General features: G+C 40.5%; 15 protein-coding genes. 12 read left to right on the forward strand and 3 right to left on the reverse strand.

Going from position 1 to position 14,926, the window contains the following annotated elements:
- Nucleotides 1-181: 181 nt before the first annotated feature.
- The 4 genes from LMF32_RS06285 (at nt 182) to LMF32_RS06300 (ending at nt 5,066) form a co-directional block, all read left to right on the forward strand.
- Nucleotides 182-1,456, forward strand: a complete 1,275-nt coding sequence (locus LMF32_RS06285) for an extracellular solute-binding protein (protein ID WP_230524202.1) — start codon at nt 182-184, stop codon at nt 1,454-1,456.
- A 102-nt stretch (nt 1,457-1,558) separates the two neighbouring features.
- Complete coding sequence (locus tag LMF32_RS06290) at nt 1,559-2,452, forward strand: sugar ABC transporter permease (RefSeq protein ID WP_230524203.1); 894 nt, start codon at nt 1,559-1,561, stop codon at nt 2,450-2,452.
- A gap of 27 nt (nt 2,453-2,479) precedes the next feature.
- On the forward strand, nt 2,480-3,292 hold the full coding sequence (locus tag LMF32_RS06295; RefSeq protein WP_230524204.1) for a carbohydrate ABC transporter permease: 813 nt from the start codon (nt 2,480-2,482) through the stop codon (nt 3,290-3,292).
- A gap of 178 nt (nt 3,293-3,470) precedes the next feature.
- Nucleotides 3,471-5,066 (forward strand): CTP synthase, encoded by a 1,596-nt coding sequence (locus tag LMF32_RS06300; RefSeq protein ID WP_230524205.1) that lies wholly within the window; start codon nt 3,471-3,473, stop codon nt 5,064-5,066.
- A 171-nt stretch (nt 5,067-5,237) separates the two neighbouring features.
- Here the strand turns inward: LMF32_RS06300 and LMF32_RS06305 are convergent, their stop codons facing one another.
- From LMF32_RS06305 to LMF32_RS06315, 3 genes are all read right to left on the reverse strand, one after another.
- Complete coding sequence (locus LMF32_RS06305) at nt 5,238-5,648, reverse strand: hypothetical protein (RefSeq protein WP_230524206.1); 411 nt, start codon at nt 5,646-5,648, stop codon at nt 5,238-5,240.
- 210 nt (nt 5,649-5,858) lie between these two features.
- A complete protein-coding gene (locus LMF32_RS06310; protein ID WP_230524207.1) occupies nt 5,859-6,131 on the reverse strand; it encodes a type II toxin-antitoxin system RelE/ParE family toxin in 273 nt (90 codons plus the stop codon).
- 1 nt (nt 6,132) lies between these two features.
- A complete protein-coding gene (locus LMF32_RS06315) occupies nt 6,133-6,354 on the reverse strand; it encodes a DUF6290 family protein (RefSeq protein ID WP_230524208.1) in 222 nt (73 codons plus the stop codon).
- Nucleotides 6,355-6,730: 376 nt separating this feature from the next.
- Between LMF32_RS06315 and metG the strand changes: the two genes are divergently transcribed.
- The 8 genes from metG to LMF32_RS06355 all read left to right on the forward strand — a co-directional run bounded on the left by metG (nt 6,731) and on the right by LMF32_RS06355 (nt 14,624).
- Nucleotides 6,731-8,749: a methionine--tRNA ligase gene (metG, locus tag LMF32_RS06320; protein WP_230524209.1), complete on the forward strand. Its 2,019-nt coding sequence runs from the start codon at nt 6,731-6,733 to the stop codon at nt 8,747-8,749.
- 300 nt (nt 8,750-9,049) lie between these two features.
- Complete coding sequence (locus tag LMF32_RS06325; protein WP_230524210.1) at nt 9,050-9,820, forward strand: TatD family hydrolase; 771 nt, start codon at nt 9,050-9,052, stop codon at nt 9,818-9,820.
- Nucleotides 9,817-10,383, forward strand: a complete 567-nt coding sequence (gene rnmV, locus LMF32_RS06330; RefSeq protein ID WP_230524211.1) for a ribonuclease M5 — start codon at nt 9,817-9,819, stop codon at nt 10,381-10,383. The genes LMF32_RS06325 and rnmV overlap by 4 nt, the downstream gene beginning before the upstream one ends.
- Entirely contained in the window at nt 10,373-11,257 is an 885-nt protein-coding gene (gene rsmA, locus LMF32_RS06335) for a 16S rRNA (adenine(1518)-N(6)/adenine(1519)-N(6))-dimethyltransferase RsmA (protein WP_230524212.1), read from the forward strand. The genes rnmV and rsmA overlap by 11 nt, the downstream gene beginning before the upstream one ends.
- 163 nt (nt 11,258-11,420) lie before the next feature.
- Entirely contained in the window at nt 11,421-11,678 is a 258-nt protein-coding gene (locus LMF32_RS06340; protein ID WP_092480301.1) for a Veg family protein, read from the forward strand.
- 769 nt (nt 11,679-12,447) lie between these two features.
- Nucleotides 12,448-13,299, forward strand: a complete 852-nt coding sequence (gene ispE, locus LMF32_RS06345; protein WP_230524213.1) for a 4-(cytidine 5'-diphospho)-2-C-methyl-D-erythritol kinase — start codon at nt 12,448-12,450, stop codon at nt 13,297-13,299.
- Between the two features lie 96 nt (nt 13,300-13,395).
- Nucleotides 13,396-14,154 (forward strand): threonine/serine exporter family protein, encoded by a 759-nt coding sequence (locus LMF32_RS06350; protein ID WP_188204832.1) that lies wholly within the window; start codon nt 13,396-13,398, stop codon nt 14,152-14,154.
- Nucleotides 14,154-14,624 carry a threonine/serine exporter family protein gene (locus LMF32_RS06355; RefSeq protein ID WP_230524214.1) on the forward strand — a complete coding sequence of 157 codons (471 nt, stop codon included), beginning with the start codon at nt 14,154-14,156 and terminating at the stop codon, nt 14,622-14,624. The genes LMF32_RS06350 and LMF32_RS06355 overlap by 1 nt, the downstream gene beginning before the upstream one ends.
- Nucleotides 14,625-14,926 lie beyond the last annotated feature (302 nt).

Here is a 14,926-nt window from a genome sequence, read left to right on the forward strand (position 1 = left end):
GAAACCGCCTGCAGTCCAGTTAGTTTTTAAGAAAAAGCTGTAAAAGGCACTCCGTTTTTTCACATCATTACTACGCACCATTTTTCATGTGTTCAAGTACATACATTCAACTATAAAATCTTTCCTAGGGGGTAAAAAAATAAAAAAGAAATTAGGGCTATTATTTTCGAGTACATTGAGTTTGATTTTACTAGCAGCTTGTTCAGGAGGAGGAGAAGAAGCTAGTTCAGAAGATTTTGCCAGCGCAGATGACAACACATTGACTGTCTGGGCTTGGGATACCAACTTTAACATTCCAATCATGGAAAAAGCAGGGGAATATTACGTTCAAGATGGAAACGAAGAATTTAAAATAAATGTTGTTGAGATGTCTAATGAAGACACTAAACAGAAATTGGTTTCAGGCTTTACATCAGGCGTTTCAGAGGGGCTGTCGGATATCGTTTTGATGGACGATTACGATGTGCAAAACTACATCACGAATTACGAAGGCAAATTTGCTGAATTGTCAGAGGATATCGATTTCAGTCAGTTTGCTGAATACAAAGTTGATAACGCTACAAAAAACGATGGGGTATATGCACTTCCATTCGATTCAGGATCGGCCGGTTTGTATTATCGCACCGATTATCTAGAAGAAGCGGGTTACTCACAAGAAGATATGCAAGATTTAACGTGGTCTGAATTTGTGCAGATCGGAAAAGACGTGAAAGAGAAAACGGGCAAATGGTTCGTAGCGTTCATTCCAAACAGAGGTACTCACTACATTCAAATGGCGATGCAATCAGCAGGTTTGTGGTATTTCGATGAAAATGGAAACATTTATTTGAAAGACAACCCAGCTGTCCGTGAAATGGCGGAGATCTTAAAACAAATTGAAGAAAATGAATTATCGAAACCAGTGGACTACTTTGCTCCAGAAGGAATCGGGGCAGTGACAAGTGGAGAAGTTGCGGCAGTCAATTCAGCGATTTGGTTCTCAGCAACCATTCGCTCGGCAGAAGATCAAGCTGGCAAATGGGCTTACACCAATGTTCCTCAATTGGAAACGGTGGAGACAGCTACCCCATACACTAACTTAGGTGGTGCGAGCTGGGTCATCCTAGAAGAGTCGCCAAATAAAGACTTGGCCATCGACTTCATGAAAACTGAATTTGCCGGAAACGACGAGTTTTATCAAGACATCTTAGTGGAAAATGGAGCAGTAGGAACCTATTTGCCTTCACAAACGGGAGAAGCTTATCAATTTGAAGATCCGTTCTTCAATGATGCGCCAATCTACAAAGATTTTTCTGAATGGATGGCAGAAATACCAGGTGTAGACTACGGAAACAACACTCAAGCTGCAGTAGATGCACTGCGCTCTGTATTACAAGGCTACTTTGACGGGTCCATGACGTTAGACGAAATGTTGGAAAAAGCCGAAGAAACTTACACGATGCAAGTAGGACAATAGCTGAACGCATCAACATCAAACAATAAGTCGACAGCCAATCAGTGGGGCTTTACCTCACTGATTGTTGTGTCATTAAAACTAATTTCGTACAGCAAAAGGAGGATGAATATGCAAATCCGGTCAAAAGACAAACGTGGACGCCGGCAAAATCAGGATGTCTGGAAATTCATTATCTTTTCCGTCGTGTTAAGCAGCGTATTCCTGCTTTACCCGATTTTGTATTCTATTTATCTGTCCTTACATAATATGCAAGGACTGCAATCCGTATTCGTTGGATTTGGGAACTACTTGCGCATGTTCCAAGACGACATTTTTTGGAAAGCGCTGATGAACAACTTTACGTTTTTGATTTTCCAAGTGCCGATTATGGTCGTTTTAGGATTGTTGATGGCGTTCTTGTTGAACACGCCGAATTTGAAAGGGCGGACGTTCTTTAAACTCGCGCTGTTCCTACCCTGTGTGACATCATTAGTCTCTTACGCTGTATTGTTCAAAATGATGTTTCAAATGGGCGGAATCGTCAACGATACCTTGATGGCTATCGGAATTGTTCAAAACCCGATTGATTGGCTGAACAGTCCTTTCTGGGCAAAAGTGACCGTCATCATAGCGCTATGCTGGCGTTGGACAGGGTACAACATGATTTTCTATTTAGCAGGTCTGCAAAATATCTCGGATGATACTTTAGAAGCTGCTGAGATCGACGTAGCTAACGGATTTCAAAAGTTTTTCAAAGTCGTGATTCCGCAACTGAAACCGGTCATCGTCTTCACAACGATTACTTCAACGATTGGAACGATTCAATTGTTTGATGAAGTGGTCAACTTAACGGGCGGCGGGCCTTCAAATGAAACCTTGACGGCAGCGCAATTGATTTACAATCATTCGTTTATTTATACGTCTAATTTTGGCTATTCAGCTACTTTATCTTGGGCGTTAGTCATCATTATCGCTATTTTGTCGATTATTCAACTGAAAATTTCTAATCGAGAATAACCCATAACGGCGAAGGGAGGAGGACATATGAAAAAATTAACCAGTCTATTAAAATATACGTTTTTGATCATCAGTTCCTTTATTTCCATTTTCCCTTTTTACTGGATGATCGCAGGAGCGACCAATACCGCCAACCAAATAGCGGAAGGGAAATTAACTCTTGGGGATCAATTATTCGTCAATTTGCAAGATTTGTTTGGAGCTTATGATATTCCGCTGATCATGTGGAATTCGCTGAAGATCTCAGGTGTCACAGTCCTTTTAAGCCTGATCATCACTTCATTAGCCGCTTTTGGATTTGAAAAATTCACCACCAAGACCAGTGAACTGATTTATGGACTCATTCTTTTATTTATGATGATTCCATTGGCGTCACTAGTGATCCCGCTGTTCAAAATGATGGCTGGATTACAATTGGTCAACCAGCATTTGGCGATCATTTTGCCTGCTATCAATAACTTGTTTTTGATTTTCTTTTTCAGACAGAACTTCAAGTCTTTTCCAAATGAAATCATTGACGCCAGTAAAATAGAAGGAGCCAGCAACTACGAAATCTTCTTCAGAGTTGTATTTCCGATGATGAAATCGACTTACGCAGCTGCTGCAATATATGCGTTCATGAATTCATGGAATAGTTACTTATTGCCGTTGATTTTCTTACAAACGGAAAACAAATATACTATGACATTATTGATCTCAAGTCTTTCTTCTGCTTCATACGTTGCCAATTACGGTACGCAAATGGTCGCCATCATCATTGCGACGATTCCAACCTTAATTTTGTTCTTATTTATGCAGAAAGGCTTCGTAAAAGGAATGACAGGATCGTTGAAAATGTAGCAGAGCAATTTTTTGAAAAAAATCTTGACGTTCACTATGAAAATAAGTATGATTTTAAATGGGCTCGCACGATTTGGTGAGAGCAAGATAAAATGAATTTGACTCCCTGTTCCGATTAGATGGAATGGGGATTTTTTTGTTTTATTTCTCCTCTATATTCAAGCTAGGGGGATTTATCATGACAAAATATATATTCGTAACCGGAGGAGTCGTTTCTTCTATTGGAAAAGGTATCGTAGCAGCTTCTTTAGGGAAATTATTGAAAGAGCGCGGACTGAACGTCACGATCCAAAAATTCGATCCATATATCAATGTGGATCCAGGAACCATGAGTCCTTATCAACACGGAGAAGTGTTCGTAACGGATGATGGTACAGAAACGGATCTAGACTTAGGTCACTATGAGCGTTTTATCGACATTCGTTTGAATCAGTATTCCAATTTGACGACCGGTAAAATTTACTCGTCCGTGATCCAAAAAGAACGTAAAGGCGAATATTTAGGCGGGACAGTCCAAGTCATTCCCCACATCACCGATGAAATCAAAGATAAGATCGTTCGTGCCGGAGAGTCGACCGGTTCTGACATCGTCATCACAGAAGTCGGCGGAACTGTTGGGGATATCGAATCATTGCCATTCTTGGAAGCTTTGCGTCAAATGAGGAAAGACGCTGGAAGCGACAATGTGCTGTATATCCACGTGACATTGGTTCCTTATTTGAAAGCTTCAGGAGAGTTGAAGACCAAACCGACACAACATAGTGTAAAAGAATTGCGTAGTTTAGGAATCCAACCGAACTTATTAGTCGTGCGTACAGAAGAAGATTTGCCGCAATCTGTTAAAAGCAAATTGGCTAGTTTCTGCGATGTCGAAGAAGAAGACATTATTGAAAACCAAGACGTGAACTCTATTTATGAAATTCCGTTATTGCTGAAAGAACAAAAAATGGACGACAACATTTTGCGCAAATTAAATATCGAAGCTCCTCAAGCTGATATGGCTCACTGGGAACATTTAGTAGACAATATCACTCATTTGGAAGACACAGTCCGCATCGCGGTCGTTGGAAAATATGTAGAGTTGCCGGATGCTTATTTATCCGTAGTGGAATCGTTGAAACACGCAGGCTACCAAACCAAACACAAAATCGATATCGATTGGGTGAACTCTGAAGAAGTGACGCCAGAAAATGTGACCTCACGATTGAAAGATGCAGACGGCATTTTAGTTCCCGGCGGATTCGGCCATAGAGGATTGGAAGGAAAAATCGCAGCGATTCAATTTGCCCGTGAAAATAAAGTGCCATTCTTAGGGATCTGTCTAGGAATGCAGTTGGCAAGTATTGAATTTGCCCGCAATGTGGCTGGATTGAAAGGCGCTCATTCTACAGAAACTCATCCAGACGCTGAACATCCGATCATCAGTTTGATGGCGGATCAAGATGAGCAAGGCGACTTAGGCGGAACACAACGTCTAGGCTTGTACCCGTGTGAGTTGAAAGAAGGGTCACTGGCGCGTTCGTTGTACCAAAAAGAATCGGTTGAAGAACGCCATCGCCATCGTTATGAATTCAAAAACGATTACCGCCAAGTGCTTGAAGATAAAGGGATGGTCTTCTCCGGATTATCTCCAGACGGACGCTTAGTAGAAGTGATCGAGTTGGCTGATCATCCATACTTCATTGCCAGCCAATACCACCCAGAATTTCTTTCCAGACCAAATGCACCACACCCATTGTTCTTAGGATTGATTGAAGCATCCATGAAAAAATAGCAAAAAAGCGAGAGTGTGAAAAAAAACGTTTAGCCCCATATCCATGCACGAAGAAAGCTCGAGTGGTCGAAGACCATCCGAGCTTTGTTTGTGAAATGGATGTCGGGGCTGCCTTTTTGAGCACGTTTACGAATTCAATATTCGTAAACTATCTCCCTTTCGCTTTTTTGATTACTCTTCAATAGGTTCTAAATCCAAGAAAGCATCATCAGTTTTAAACAAAAGAGCATTCACTTCATCCCTAAATAATCGATTTCCTAAAACAGTCAATTCGTAACGAATCTTTTCATCTACTTCAATCGTGATGGTATCATCTTTTCGGCTCACTTCATAATTTTCATAAACTTTCCCGTTTTCAAATGGAAAATCAATGATATTAGCCGGATCCCAATAGCTGTAGTCTGTTTCAATTCCCTGTTCAGAAAACATCAACGTGACCGGATCAGTAGCTTGAAGCAAGATACCTTCCTCTTCAGCTGTACTGTGCCATTCGTCGTTGAAAGCTTCCTCATTTGAACAAGCGGATAAAAATAGTCCTATCATCAATACACTAAGAAAAACCAATAAACTTTTTCGTTTCATTCTTATTCCCCCTTAGGATAACTATAGCACTAAAAAGTGCAAACGTTTTGTATTGGGTCATATATGACAAAAATTAATTTTTTTCCAGACCAAATGCACCGCATCCATTGTTCTTAGGATTGATTGAAGCATCCATGAAAAATAACAAAAAAGCGAGAGCCGATGGGCGTTCGCTTTTTTAATCGAAATAATTTAGGTTTGATTTTAAGATTACTTGTAAATATCTTTTCTATGACCAATTTCTAAGATCAAAATGGTTACAGTATTATCATTGATATCAGCTATTAAACGATAATCGCCAATTCTGTAGCGCCATGCACCTGATCGATTCGCTGTTAACCCTTTTCCGTGCTGCCTCGGATCGGTACAATTTACTAAATTCTTTTGAATCCATCCCATGATTAAAACCGCTTGGTGCTTATCCAATTTTTTTAACGTTTTTCGAGCTCCTTTTTCAAACTCCACCTGATATCCCAAGCTCATTTTAATCAGCTAGCTCCTTTAGCATATCTTCAAAAGATATACTTTGTGGGTTATCTTCGTGATCCTTCATTGCTTGATTGTACAATCCCAAATCGATCTCATTCTCTATTTTTTCCAAGACAGAATCTCTAAAGAGAGCCGAAACCGAAGTATTCTTAGTCTTAGCGTATTCTTTGATCAATTTTTCTTCTTCAGGATCAATTCGTAATGATATGACGGCCATTATAATCAACCTCTCTTTCTTCCTTTGTTTGTATATACATTGTATTACAAAAGCGAAGAGGCTGCAAATTTTTCACATGCCTTGTGACTTTTAAAAAAGCACTTTCGTTGTGTGTAATGTATAAATGACAAACATCCAATCTATGAAGTCTAGCTAGTAACTAATAAATGAACACAAAGCGTTTATAAAGAGCCATTGATCAAAGAAGAAGTCGCATAACACTACAGTTCTGTGGTATACTATTCAGGAATGATTTTTGAAAAAAGACCAATAGAGTAATGGATACAAACATAACTATTGATATGAAAACGAGTAAATGATTTATGCTTTATAAACTAGACACTCATGATTTTACTGAAACTAAGGAGGATTTCCCGTGGCAGATAAAGAAACATTTTATATTACGACCCCGATTTATTACCCAAGTGGAAAATTGCATATTGGAAATGCGTACTCAACGATTGCGTGCGACGTTATGGCACGTTACAAACGCATGAAAGGGTATGACGTATTTTATTTGACAGGAAGCGACGAGCACGGTCAAAAAATTGAGCAAAAAGCTGAAGAATTAGGTGTTTCTCCTCAAGAATACGTAGATGGTATGGCTGAAGGAATGCAAAAATTATGGAAAACCTTGGATATCAGCAATGATAAATTCATCCGCACAACAGATCCGACTCATGAAAAAGTTGTCGCAGCTATTTTCGAGCGTTTCTTGGAGCAAGGCGATATTTATTTGGACGAATACGAAGGCTGGTACTCTGTTCCAGACGAAACATTCTATACTGAAACTCAATTAGAAGATGTTGAACGCGATGCAGAAGGTAACGTCATTGGCGGAAAATCACCTGACAGCGGACACCCTGTAGAATTGGTCAAAGAAGAGTCTTACTTCTTCAAAATGAGCAAATACGCTGACCGTTTATTGAAATACTATGAAGAGCACCCGGATTTCATCCAACCAGAATCGCGTAAAAACGAAATGATCAACAACTTCATCAAGCCAGGATTGGAAGATTTAGCGGTTTCTCGTACAACTTTCAACTGGGGAGTAAAAGTTCCAAGCAATCCTAAGCACGTTGTATATGTGTGGATCGATGCGTTGGCAAACTACATCACTGCGATGGGATACGGTACGGAAGACGACGAATTGTTTAACAAATTCTGGCCTGCAGATGTGCACATGGTTGGAAAAGAAATCGTTCGTTTCCATACCATCTACTGGCCGATCATGTTGATGGCATTAGATTTGCCATTGCCGAAAAAAGTTTTTGGACACGGATGGTTATTGATGAAAGACGGTAAAATGTCTAAATCTAAAGGAAACGTTGTGTACCCAGAAATGCTGGTAGAACGTTATGGATTGGATTCATTGCGCTACTACTTGATGCGTGAAGTTCCATTTGGAAGCGACGGCGTGTTTACTCCAGAAGACTACATTTCAAGAATCAACTATGATTTGGCAAATGACTTAGGAAACTTGTTGAACCGTACTGTAGCCATGATCAACAAATATATCGGCGGCAAATTGCCGGCTTATAAAGGCGATCAAACAGAATTTGACGCGGACTTAAAAGCTCTAGCGGACAAAGTCGTTGAAGAATACCAAACAGAAATGGACAATATGCAATTCAGCAGTGCATTGAGCCACGTATGGACACTGGTTTCTCGCGCGAACAAATACATTGATGAAACAGAACCTTGGAAACTGGCTAAAGACGAAAGCAAAGTAGAAGAGTTGTCTAATATCATGGTTCATTTGGCAGAGAGCTTGCGCGTAACTGCAACCTTATTACAACCATTCATGACGCATTCTCCAAAAGAGATCTTCACTCAACTAGGTATGGAAGATGCAGCCGGTTCATGGGAGACAGTTAAATTTGGTTCAATGAATATTGAAACTCAAGTAGTGGCTAAAGGAACACCTATCTTCCCACGTTTAGAAACAGAAGAAGAAGTCAACTACATCCAAGAGCAAATGGCTGGCGGAACTCCTGCTGTCGAAGAGGAAGAAGCTGCAGCAGAATGGAACCCAGAAGAAACAGAATTGGTTTCTATCAAAGATAAAGAAATCAAATTTGATGCTTTTGAAAAAGTAGAATTGAAAGTAGCAGAAGTTATTGAGTGCTCAAAAGTTGAAGGAGCCGACAAACTCTTGAAATTCCGCTTGGACGCTGGAGACAAAGGACACCGTCAAATCCTATCCGGAATTGCACAATGGTATCCAGATCCAGAAGCATTGATCGGTAAAAAAGTCATTATCGTAGCCAACTTGAAACCACGCAAAATGCGCGGCGAAATCAGCCAAGGCATGATCCTATCCGCTGAAAAAGACGGCGAACTAAAAATCATCGAAGCACCAGCTGATGCACCTAATGGGTCAGAAGTAGCGTAGAGATTCAGAGCGTGGAGAAAAGCGCTCAGCCTATCGACAATAAGAAAATTCCAACAGACAGGTTCTTTTCACCTGGCAGTTGGAATTAGCTTATAGGCGCATAGGCTGCTTTTCGCAACGCGTTTTAAAACCGACCGCTTATAGTTTTGCGTACCTTTTTTGAGGAAATTCAGTAAAAAAGGGAACGCAAAATAAGAAATCTGTAAAATCAACCAATAAAAAACTCCAAAAGTAAGGGATGGGATCAGTTGTCCCAGCCCTTCTTTTGGTTTACAGTTTGAGAGAAAGGATAATGTAGTTATGTTATTTGATACACACACACATTTGAATGCTGTGCAATTTGATGAAGATGTTCCTGAGACGGTTCAAAAAGCTGCCGAACATGATGTAACCAGAATGGCAGTTGTTGGATTTGATGCAGAAACGATCGACAAATCACTTGCTTTGAGTCAACAATACGATCACATCTACAGCATCGTCGGCTGGCACCCAACAGAAAGTCATTCTTATACGGACGCTATCGAAGAAAAGCTGTACCACCAATTGCAATTGCCGAAAATCGTTGCTATGGGCGAAATGGGCTTAGATTATCACTGGCCGGATTCAACGAAAGAAGAACAATTCGAAGCTTTCCGCCGCCAAATTAGGATCGCTAAAGAATTGAAACTTCCAGTATCGATCCATAACCGTGAAGCGACTGAAGATGTTTACAAGATTCTAAAAGAAGAACACATTGAAGATATCGGCGGAATCATGCACAGTTTTGGTGAGAGCACAGATTGGATGGAACGCTTTTTGGATTTAGGCATGCACATTTCATTGAGCGGAGTGGTGACTTTTAAGAATGCTCCTGAAGTACGCGAAGTAGCTAAAGCTGTTCCATTTGATAAGCTCTTGATCGAAACGGATGCGCCGTACTTGGCTCCGGTTCCTTTCCGCGGCAAACGCAACGAACCAGCTTATGTCAAATATGTAGCGGAAGAAGTCGCGAAACAACGCGGCATCACATATGAAGAAGTTGGACAGCAAACGATGATCAATGCTAACCGATTGTTTGGGTTAGACGCATGAAAAAAATAAAAGAGATCATTGTAGTCGAAGGGCGAGACGATACCCGTCGCATCAAAGAATCCGTTATTGCGGACACGATCGAAACAAACGGATCAGCGATCAACGAACAAACATTGGCGTTGATCGAAAAGGCGCAGCACGACCGAGGCGTGATCGTGTTTACGGACCCTGATTACCCAGGCGAAAAAATCCGCAAAACGATTTCTCAAGCGATTCCCGGTGTGAAGCATGCATTTTTGACGATCGACGAAGCTCGTCCAAAATACAAAGGCAGCTTAGGTATTGAACATGCAACACCTCAAAGTATCCAAGAAGCGCTGGCAAAAGCTTACACGCAAACAATCGACCAAGAGGAATTGATTCCTAGAGAGTTGCTGATCCACTTAGGATTGACTAGCGGACCAAACGCCAGTCAATACCGAAAACAACTTGGTGACGCGTTGAAAATCGGCTATACTAACGGCAAACAACTTCAAAAACGATTGCAAATGTTTCAAATTACACCCGAAACCCTGATTCAGACAATGGAACAAATAATGGAGGCACAACAAAATGAATCTTAAAGATATCGCAACTCCGAGCAGAACAAAAGAAATTTTACAAAAACATGGTTTTTCACTGAAGAAAAGTTTGGGTCAAAACTTTATTGTCGAACCCAACATTTTAGCCAACATCGTAAAAGCTGCTGGACTAGATGAGAATACAAATGTCATCGAAGTTGGACCAGGAATTGGTGCATTAACGGAATACGTGGCGCGAAGCAGTAAACAAGTCGTTGCATTCGAAATCGATGACCGATTGATCCCAGTACTGGAAGACACTTTGAGTCCTTATGACAATATTCGTGTGGTGCACCAAGATGTATTGAAAGCTAATTTGAAAGAAGTATTAGCTGAAACAATTGATCTAGAGGAACCTTTAATGGTCGTTGCCAACTTGCCTTACTACATCACTACACCGATTATTATGCACTTTTTAGAGTCGGAATTAAGAATAGACGGATTAGTTATTATGATGCAGAAAGAAGTTGCAGATCGCATCACAGCGGCTCCAGGCAGCAAAGCTTACGGCTCGTTGTCGATCGCCATCCAATATTATATGGAAGCAGAAATAGCGTTCATCGTGCCAAAAACCGTTTTCGTGCCTCAACCAAATGTTGACTCAGCGATCCTCAAATTGACCCGCAGAGATAAACCGGTTGTGGAAGTCAAAGACGAGAAGTTTTTCTTTGAACTGATTCGCGCTTCATTTGTACAGCGTCGTAAAACGATTTGGAACAACTTGCTGATTCGTTACGGCAAAACGGATGAGATAAAAGCGGAATTGACTGCCGGATTAGAAAAAGCAGGTATTGATCCTAAGCGCCGCGGGGAATCATTGAGCATTGCCGAGTTCGCCAAATTAGCAGACAGCTTGCGAATTGAATTGTTAAAATAGGATTAAAATTAAGCGAGTAAAAAAACTAAAACCTTTATTTAAAGGTTTTAGTAGCGCTTTATTATTAGAGAAATATTATTTGTGCAAAATTATTTCTTATGATACACTTTAAATCTTTGCCTAAATGTGTTATAATAGAATATATTAGGTGAGGTGAATCTGAATGCCAATAACATTGGGAAGCATTAAAGAAAGCTTAGATTGTCGATTAGGTAAGAAGATTATGGTGACCGCGCAAACTGGTCGTAAGAGAAAGACAGAAAGAAAAGGTATTTTACGAGATACTTATCATTCCGTATTTGTAGTAGAATTAGACCAAGAAGAAAATGCATTTGAACGTGTTTCTTATAGTTACACGGACGTATTGACTCACGCTGTTGAAGTCGAATTTTTAGACGAAGAAGTTATGCAATACGCTTAAAACAGAAATAGTAAAACCAAAGTAGGCTGAACCTGATAGGTTTGGCTTTTTTTGTGGTCAGAAATACTCCTATTAAAAAAGCCATGAGCTAAGACAATTTGCCGCTCATGGCCGACCACAACCCTAAAACAGCCATAAGCACCTGAATGAAAGTTCTCATGGCCCAATCCACCGCTCAAAACGGCCATGAGCATCTTTTTCTGCTAGCTCATGGCCGTTTAAACCATCAGACACCTTTTTTTAAGTCTTTAAAATGTGCTCTTGGGTAATAAACGATTTTGAATCTTTAACTAATCACCTTAAAACCTGATTACTCCTATTAAAAAAGCCATGAGCTGAGAAAATTTGCTGCTCATGGCCGACCACATTCCTAAAACAGCCATAAGCACCTGAATGAAAGTTCTCATGGCCCAATCCACCGCTCAAAACGGCCATGAGCATCTTTTTCTGACCGCTCATGGCCGTTTAAACCATGACACACCTTTCTTTAAGTCTTTAAAATATGCCCTTGAGTAGTAAACGGTTTTGAATCTTTGACTAACTAGCCTAAAACCGAATTACTCACATCAAAAACAATCGACAGCACCCATTACATTTCACTCATGGCCGACTATAGTAAAATTATCTATTCTCATCCTTCAAAAGACGCAATATCTTAATAGTTTCATGAACTTTTCATGAGATTGACAACTCGTCCTTTTCAAAGCGGCTTTTTTCAGCTACTATATTTTACAGAGAAGCAAAAGAAAAGCAGAAAGGAGGAACGATCATGGAAATTATAGAAAAAGCGCCCGCTAAGATCAATTTGAGTCTGGATGTCCTTCATAAACGAGATGACGGCTACCATGAAATGGAAATGGTGATGACTTCGATTGATTTGGCGGATCGCTTAACGCTGAACTTACTGGATGAAAATCGTATCGTCATTGAGAGCAATAATGGCTTTTTACCGTTAGACGAACGAAACATTGTTTACCGATCGGTACTGATGCTGCAGAAAGAATTTGATGTGCAGCAAGGCGTTCATGTGTATATCGAAAAAAATATTCCAATAGCAGCTGGTCTTGGCGGCGGCAGCAGTGATGCGGCAGCAACATTGCGCGGATTGAATCGCTTGTGGAACTTAGGATTGAGTATGGATGAATTGGCTGAACTGGGTGCTAGAATTGGTTCAGATGTACCATTTTGTGTATATGGCGGATCAGCGTATGCGTATGGTCGCGGCGAAAAAATTGAACCGATAACTGAAATTCCTCAATGTTGGGTCGTATTGGTAAAACCACGTAGAGGAATTTCTTCATGGACTGTATTTGAAGGATTGGAAGTCGATACACTGACTCATCCCAACACAGAAGACATTTTAAGAGCCATAGAAGAGGTTGATTATGAAGAAATGACCAATTGCTTAGGAAATGCATTGGAAAACGTTTCGATCGTAAAACAGCCGAAAATCGAGCAGATCAAAGATAAGATGCTGCAGTTTGGGGCAGACACTGCTTTGATGAGCGGGACAGGACCAACGATTTATGGATTGTGTCAGAAATATTCACGGGCAAAACGCGTATTCAATGGATTAAAAGGTTTTTGCAACGAGGTCTATCTAGTCCGCACGTTGAAGTAAGATAACCCGTAATGCTTACATTCTTTTAAATGAAAGATATAATTAAACTGAATAAGCAGTTGCGTCATCAAGATTGGGTAGATTGGAGTTTTAGACATGAGGACGAAGGAATTGATTACATTTGTTTTAGATATTGGTGAACAAATGCTTATCAGTGGAGCGGAAGTCAATCGAGTGGAAGATTCGATTACGAGAATGTGCAGCGCATACGGAGCGAAGCGCGTAAATGTGTTGACGATCACGTCAAGTATTTTAGTGACGGTAAAGATGGATGATGGCGAGATGTATACTCAAACGAGACGCATCAGATCTTATCTGACGAACTTGAATAAATTAGACAAATTAAATGATCTGTCGCGGTATATTTGCGACCATAAACCAGATTTGGAAGAGATCGAACGAAGAATCGAAATCGTCGATGAAGTAGGCATTTATTCCCCTAAACAACAATACGGAATCTATGCCTTGGTGGCTTCATCGTTTACAGTCTTCTTTGGAGGAGACGTCAGTGATGCTATAGTATCTGCATTGATTGGGATGCTGTTGAAATTAATGATGGGATTCATACGGAAAATCGACAAGAACACCGTGATCACAAACGTATTTTGTTCCTTTATCGTAGGATTGGTCACGATCCTCTCCGTTAGTTTGGGGTTCGGGACCAATGTTGACCACATCATTATCGGAAATATCATGCTGTTGATTCCTGGATTAGCGTTGACAAATGCTATCAAAGACATCATCAGCGGCGATACGATTTCTGGATTATTACGGTTGAATGAAGCCTTTGTGATTGCCGTTTCGATTGCCTCCGGATTCAGTTTGGCAACATTGCTGATGGGAGGTCTGGTCTAATGATGATGGATATGCAGGACGTGATACAGATTATAGCCGCTTATTTCACTTCCGTATCATTTGCTTTGTTGTACAACATTCGAGGAAATGCGGTCAACTTGGCTGGGATCGGCGGGATGGTCTCTTGGACACTTTACTTAGGGATCGGGTATTTTTATCCAAATGAAATCGTCCAATACTTCTTCGCAGCAGCATTGGTAACGTGGTATTCAGAGTTCATGGCGCGCAAATTAAAAATGCCGGCTGTAGTTTTCTTGTCTCCTGGAATCATTCCGTTTGTTCCCGGAAGAGGGCTGTACTACACAATGAGCTATGCATTAAACGGAGAGATGACGCTGTTTTCTGAGATGGGTATCGAGACGGTGACGATTGCTGTCAGTATTGCTGCAGGAATCATGGCCGCAGCTGCGATTTACCAAATCGTTCGAGGAATCGAGCGTTTCAACAAACGTAAAAAACGTACAGCTTAATAGAATTAGATTTGAACAGGCAGGACTTGGCGTACAGGTCCTGCCTTTTTTATGCGCAAATGGAATCCGAGTGAGGATTTGCGTTTCATTTTAGAGCCATTTTAGACAATCTAACTTAAAAAATAGGACGCAAATAAAATTTGTGTTTCATTTTTATAAAATATAGAGCCAAAATGGTACGTAAAACCCGTGCCAGAGGCTAATTTGAGAAGAAAATAAAGGAGCCAGTAATCTTCCAAAATTTTTTATTGACGTAAACGAGAGATAGTGATAAGCTACTTAAGGGTTCGTAAATAGGAACA

The sequence above is a fragment of the Desemzia sp. C1 genome, from assembly GCF_020882875.1.
Taxonomy (GTDB): domain Bacteria; phylum Bacillota; class Bacilli; order Lactobacillales; family Carnobacteriaceae; genus Desemzia; species Desemzia incerta.

Excerpts from the sequence above, each read along its gene's own strand:
- ispE (WP_230524213.1), top strand. The coding sequence starts at position 12,448 with ATGGAAATTATAGAAAAAGCGCCCGCTAAGATCAATTTGAGTCTGGAT.
- LMF32_RS06355 (WP_230524214.1), top strand. The coding sequence starts at position 14,154 with ATGATGATGGATATGCAGGACGTGATACAGATTATAGCCGCTTATTTC.
- LMF32_RS06290 (WP_230524203.1), top strand. The coding sequence starts at position 1,559 with ATGAATATGCAAATCCGGTCAAAAGACAAACGTGGACGCCGGCAAAAT.
- LMF32_RS06305 (WP_230524206.1), bottom strand. The coding sequence starts at position 5,648 with ATGAAACGAAAAAGTTTATTGGTTTTTCTTAGTGTATTGATGATAGGA.
- rnmV (WP_230524211.1), top strand. The coding sequence starts at position 9,817 with ATGAAAAAAATAAAAGAGATCATTGTAGTCGAAGGGCGAGACGATACC.
- rsmA (WP_230524212.1), top strand. The coding sequence starts at position 10,373 with ATGAATCTTAAAGATATCGCAACTCCGAGCAGAACAAAAGAAATTTTA.
- LMF32_RS06300 (WP_230524205.1), top strand. The coding sequence starts at position 3,471 with ATGACAAAATATATATTCGTAACCGGAGGAGTCGTTTCTTCTATTGGA.
- LMF32_RS06325 (WP_230524210.1), top strand. The coding sequence starts at position 9,050 with ATGTTATTTGATACACACACACATTTGAATGCTGTGCAATTTGATGAA.
- LMF32_RS06340 (WP_092480301.1), top strand. The coding sequence starts at position 11,421 with ATGCCAATAACATTGGGAAGCATTAAAGAAAGCTTAGATTGTCGATTA.
- LMF32_RS06315 (WP_230524208.1), bottom strand. The coding sequence starts at position 6,354 with ATGGCCGTCATATCATTACGAATTGATCCTGAAGAAGAAAAATTGATC.
- LMF32_RS06310 (WP_230524207.1), bottom strand. The coding sequence starts at position 6,131 with ATGAGCTTGGGATATCAGGTGGAGTTTGAAAAAGGAGCTCGAAAAACG.
- LMF32_RS06295 (WP_230524204.1), top strand. The coding sequence starts at position 2,480 with ATGAAAAAATTAACCAGTCTATTAAAATATACGTTTTTGATCATCAGT.
- LMF32_RS06350 (WP_188204832.1), top strand. The coding sequence starts at position 13,396 with ATGAGGACGAAGGAATTGATTACATTTGTTTTAGATATTGGTGAACAA.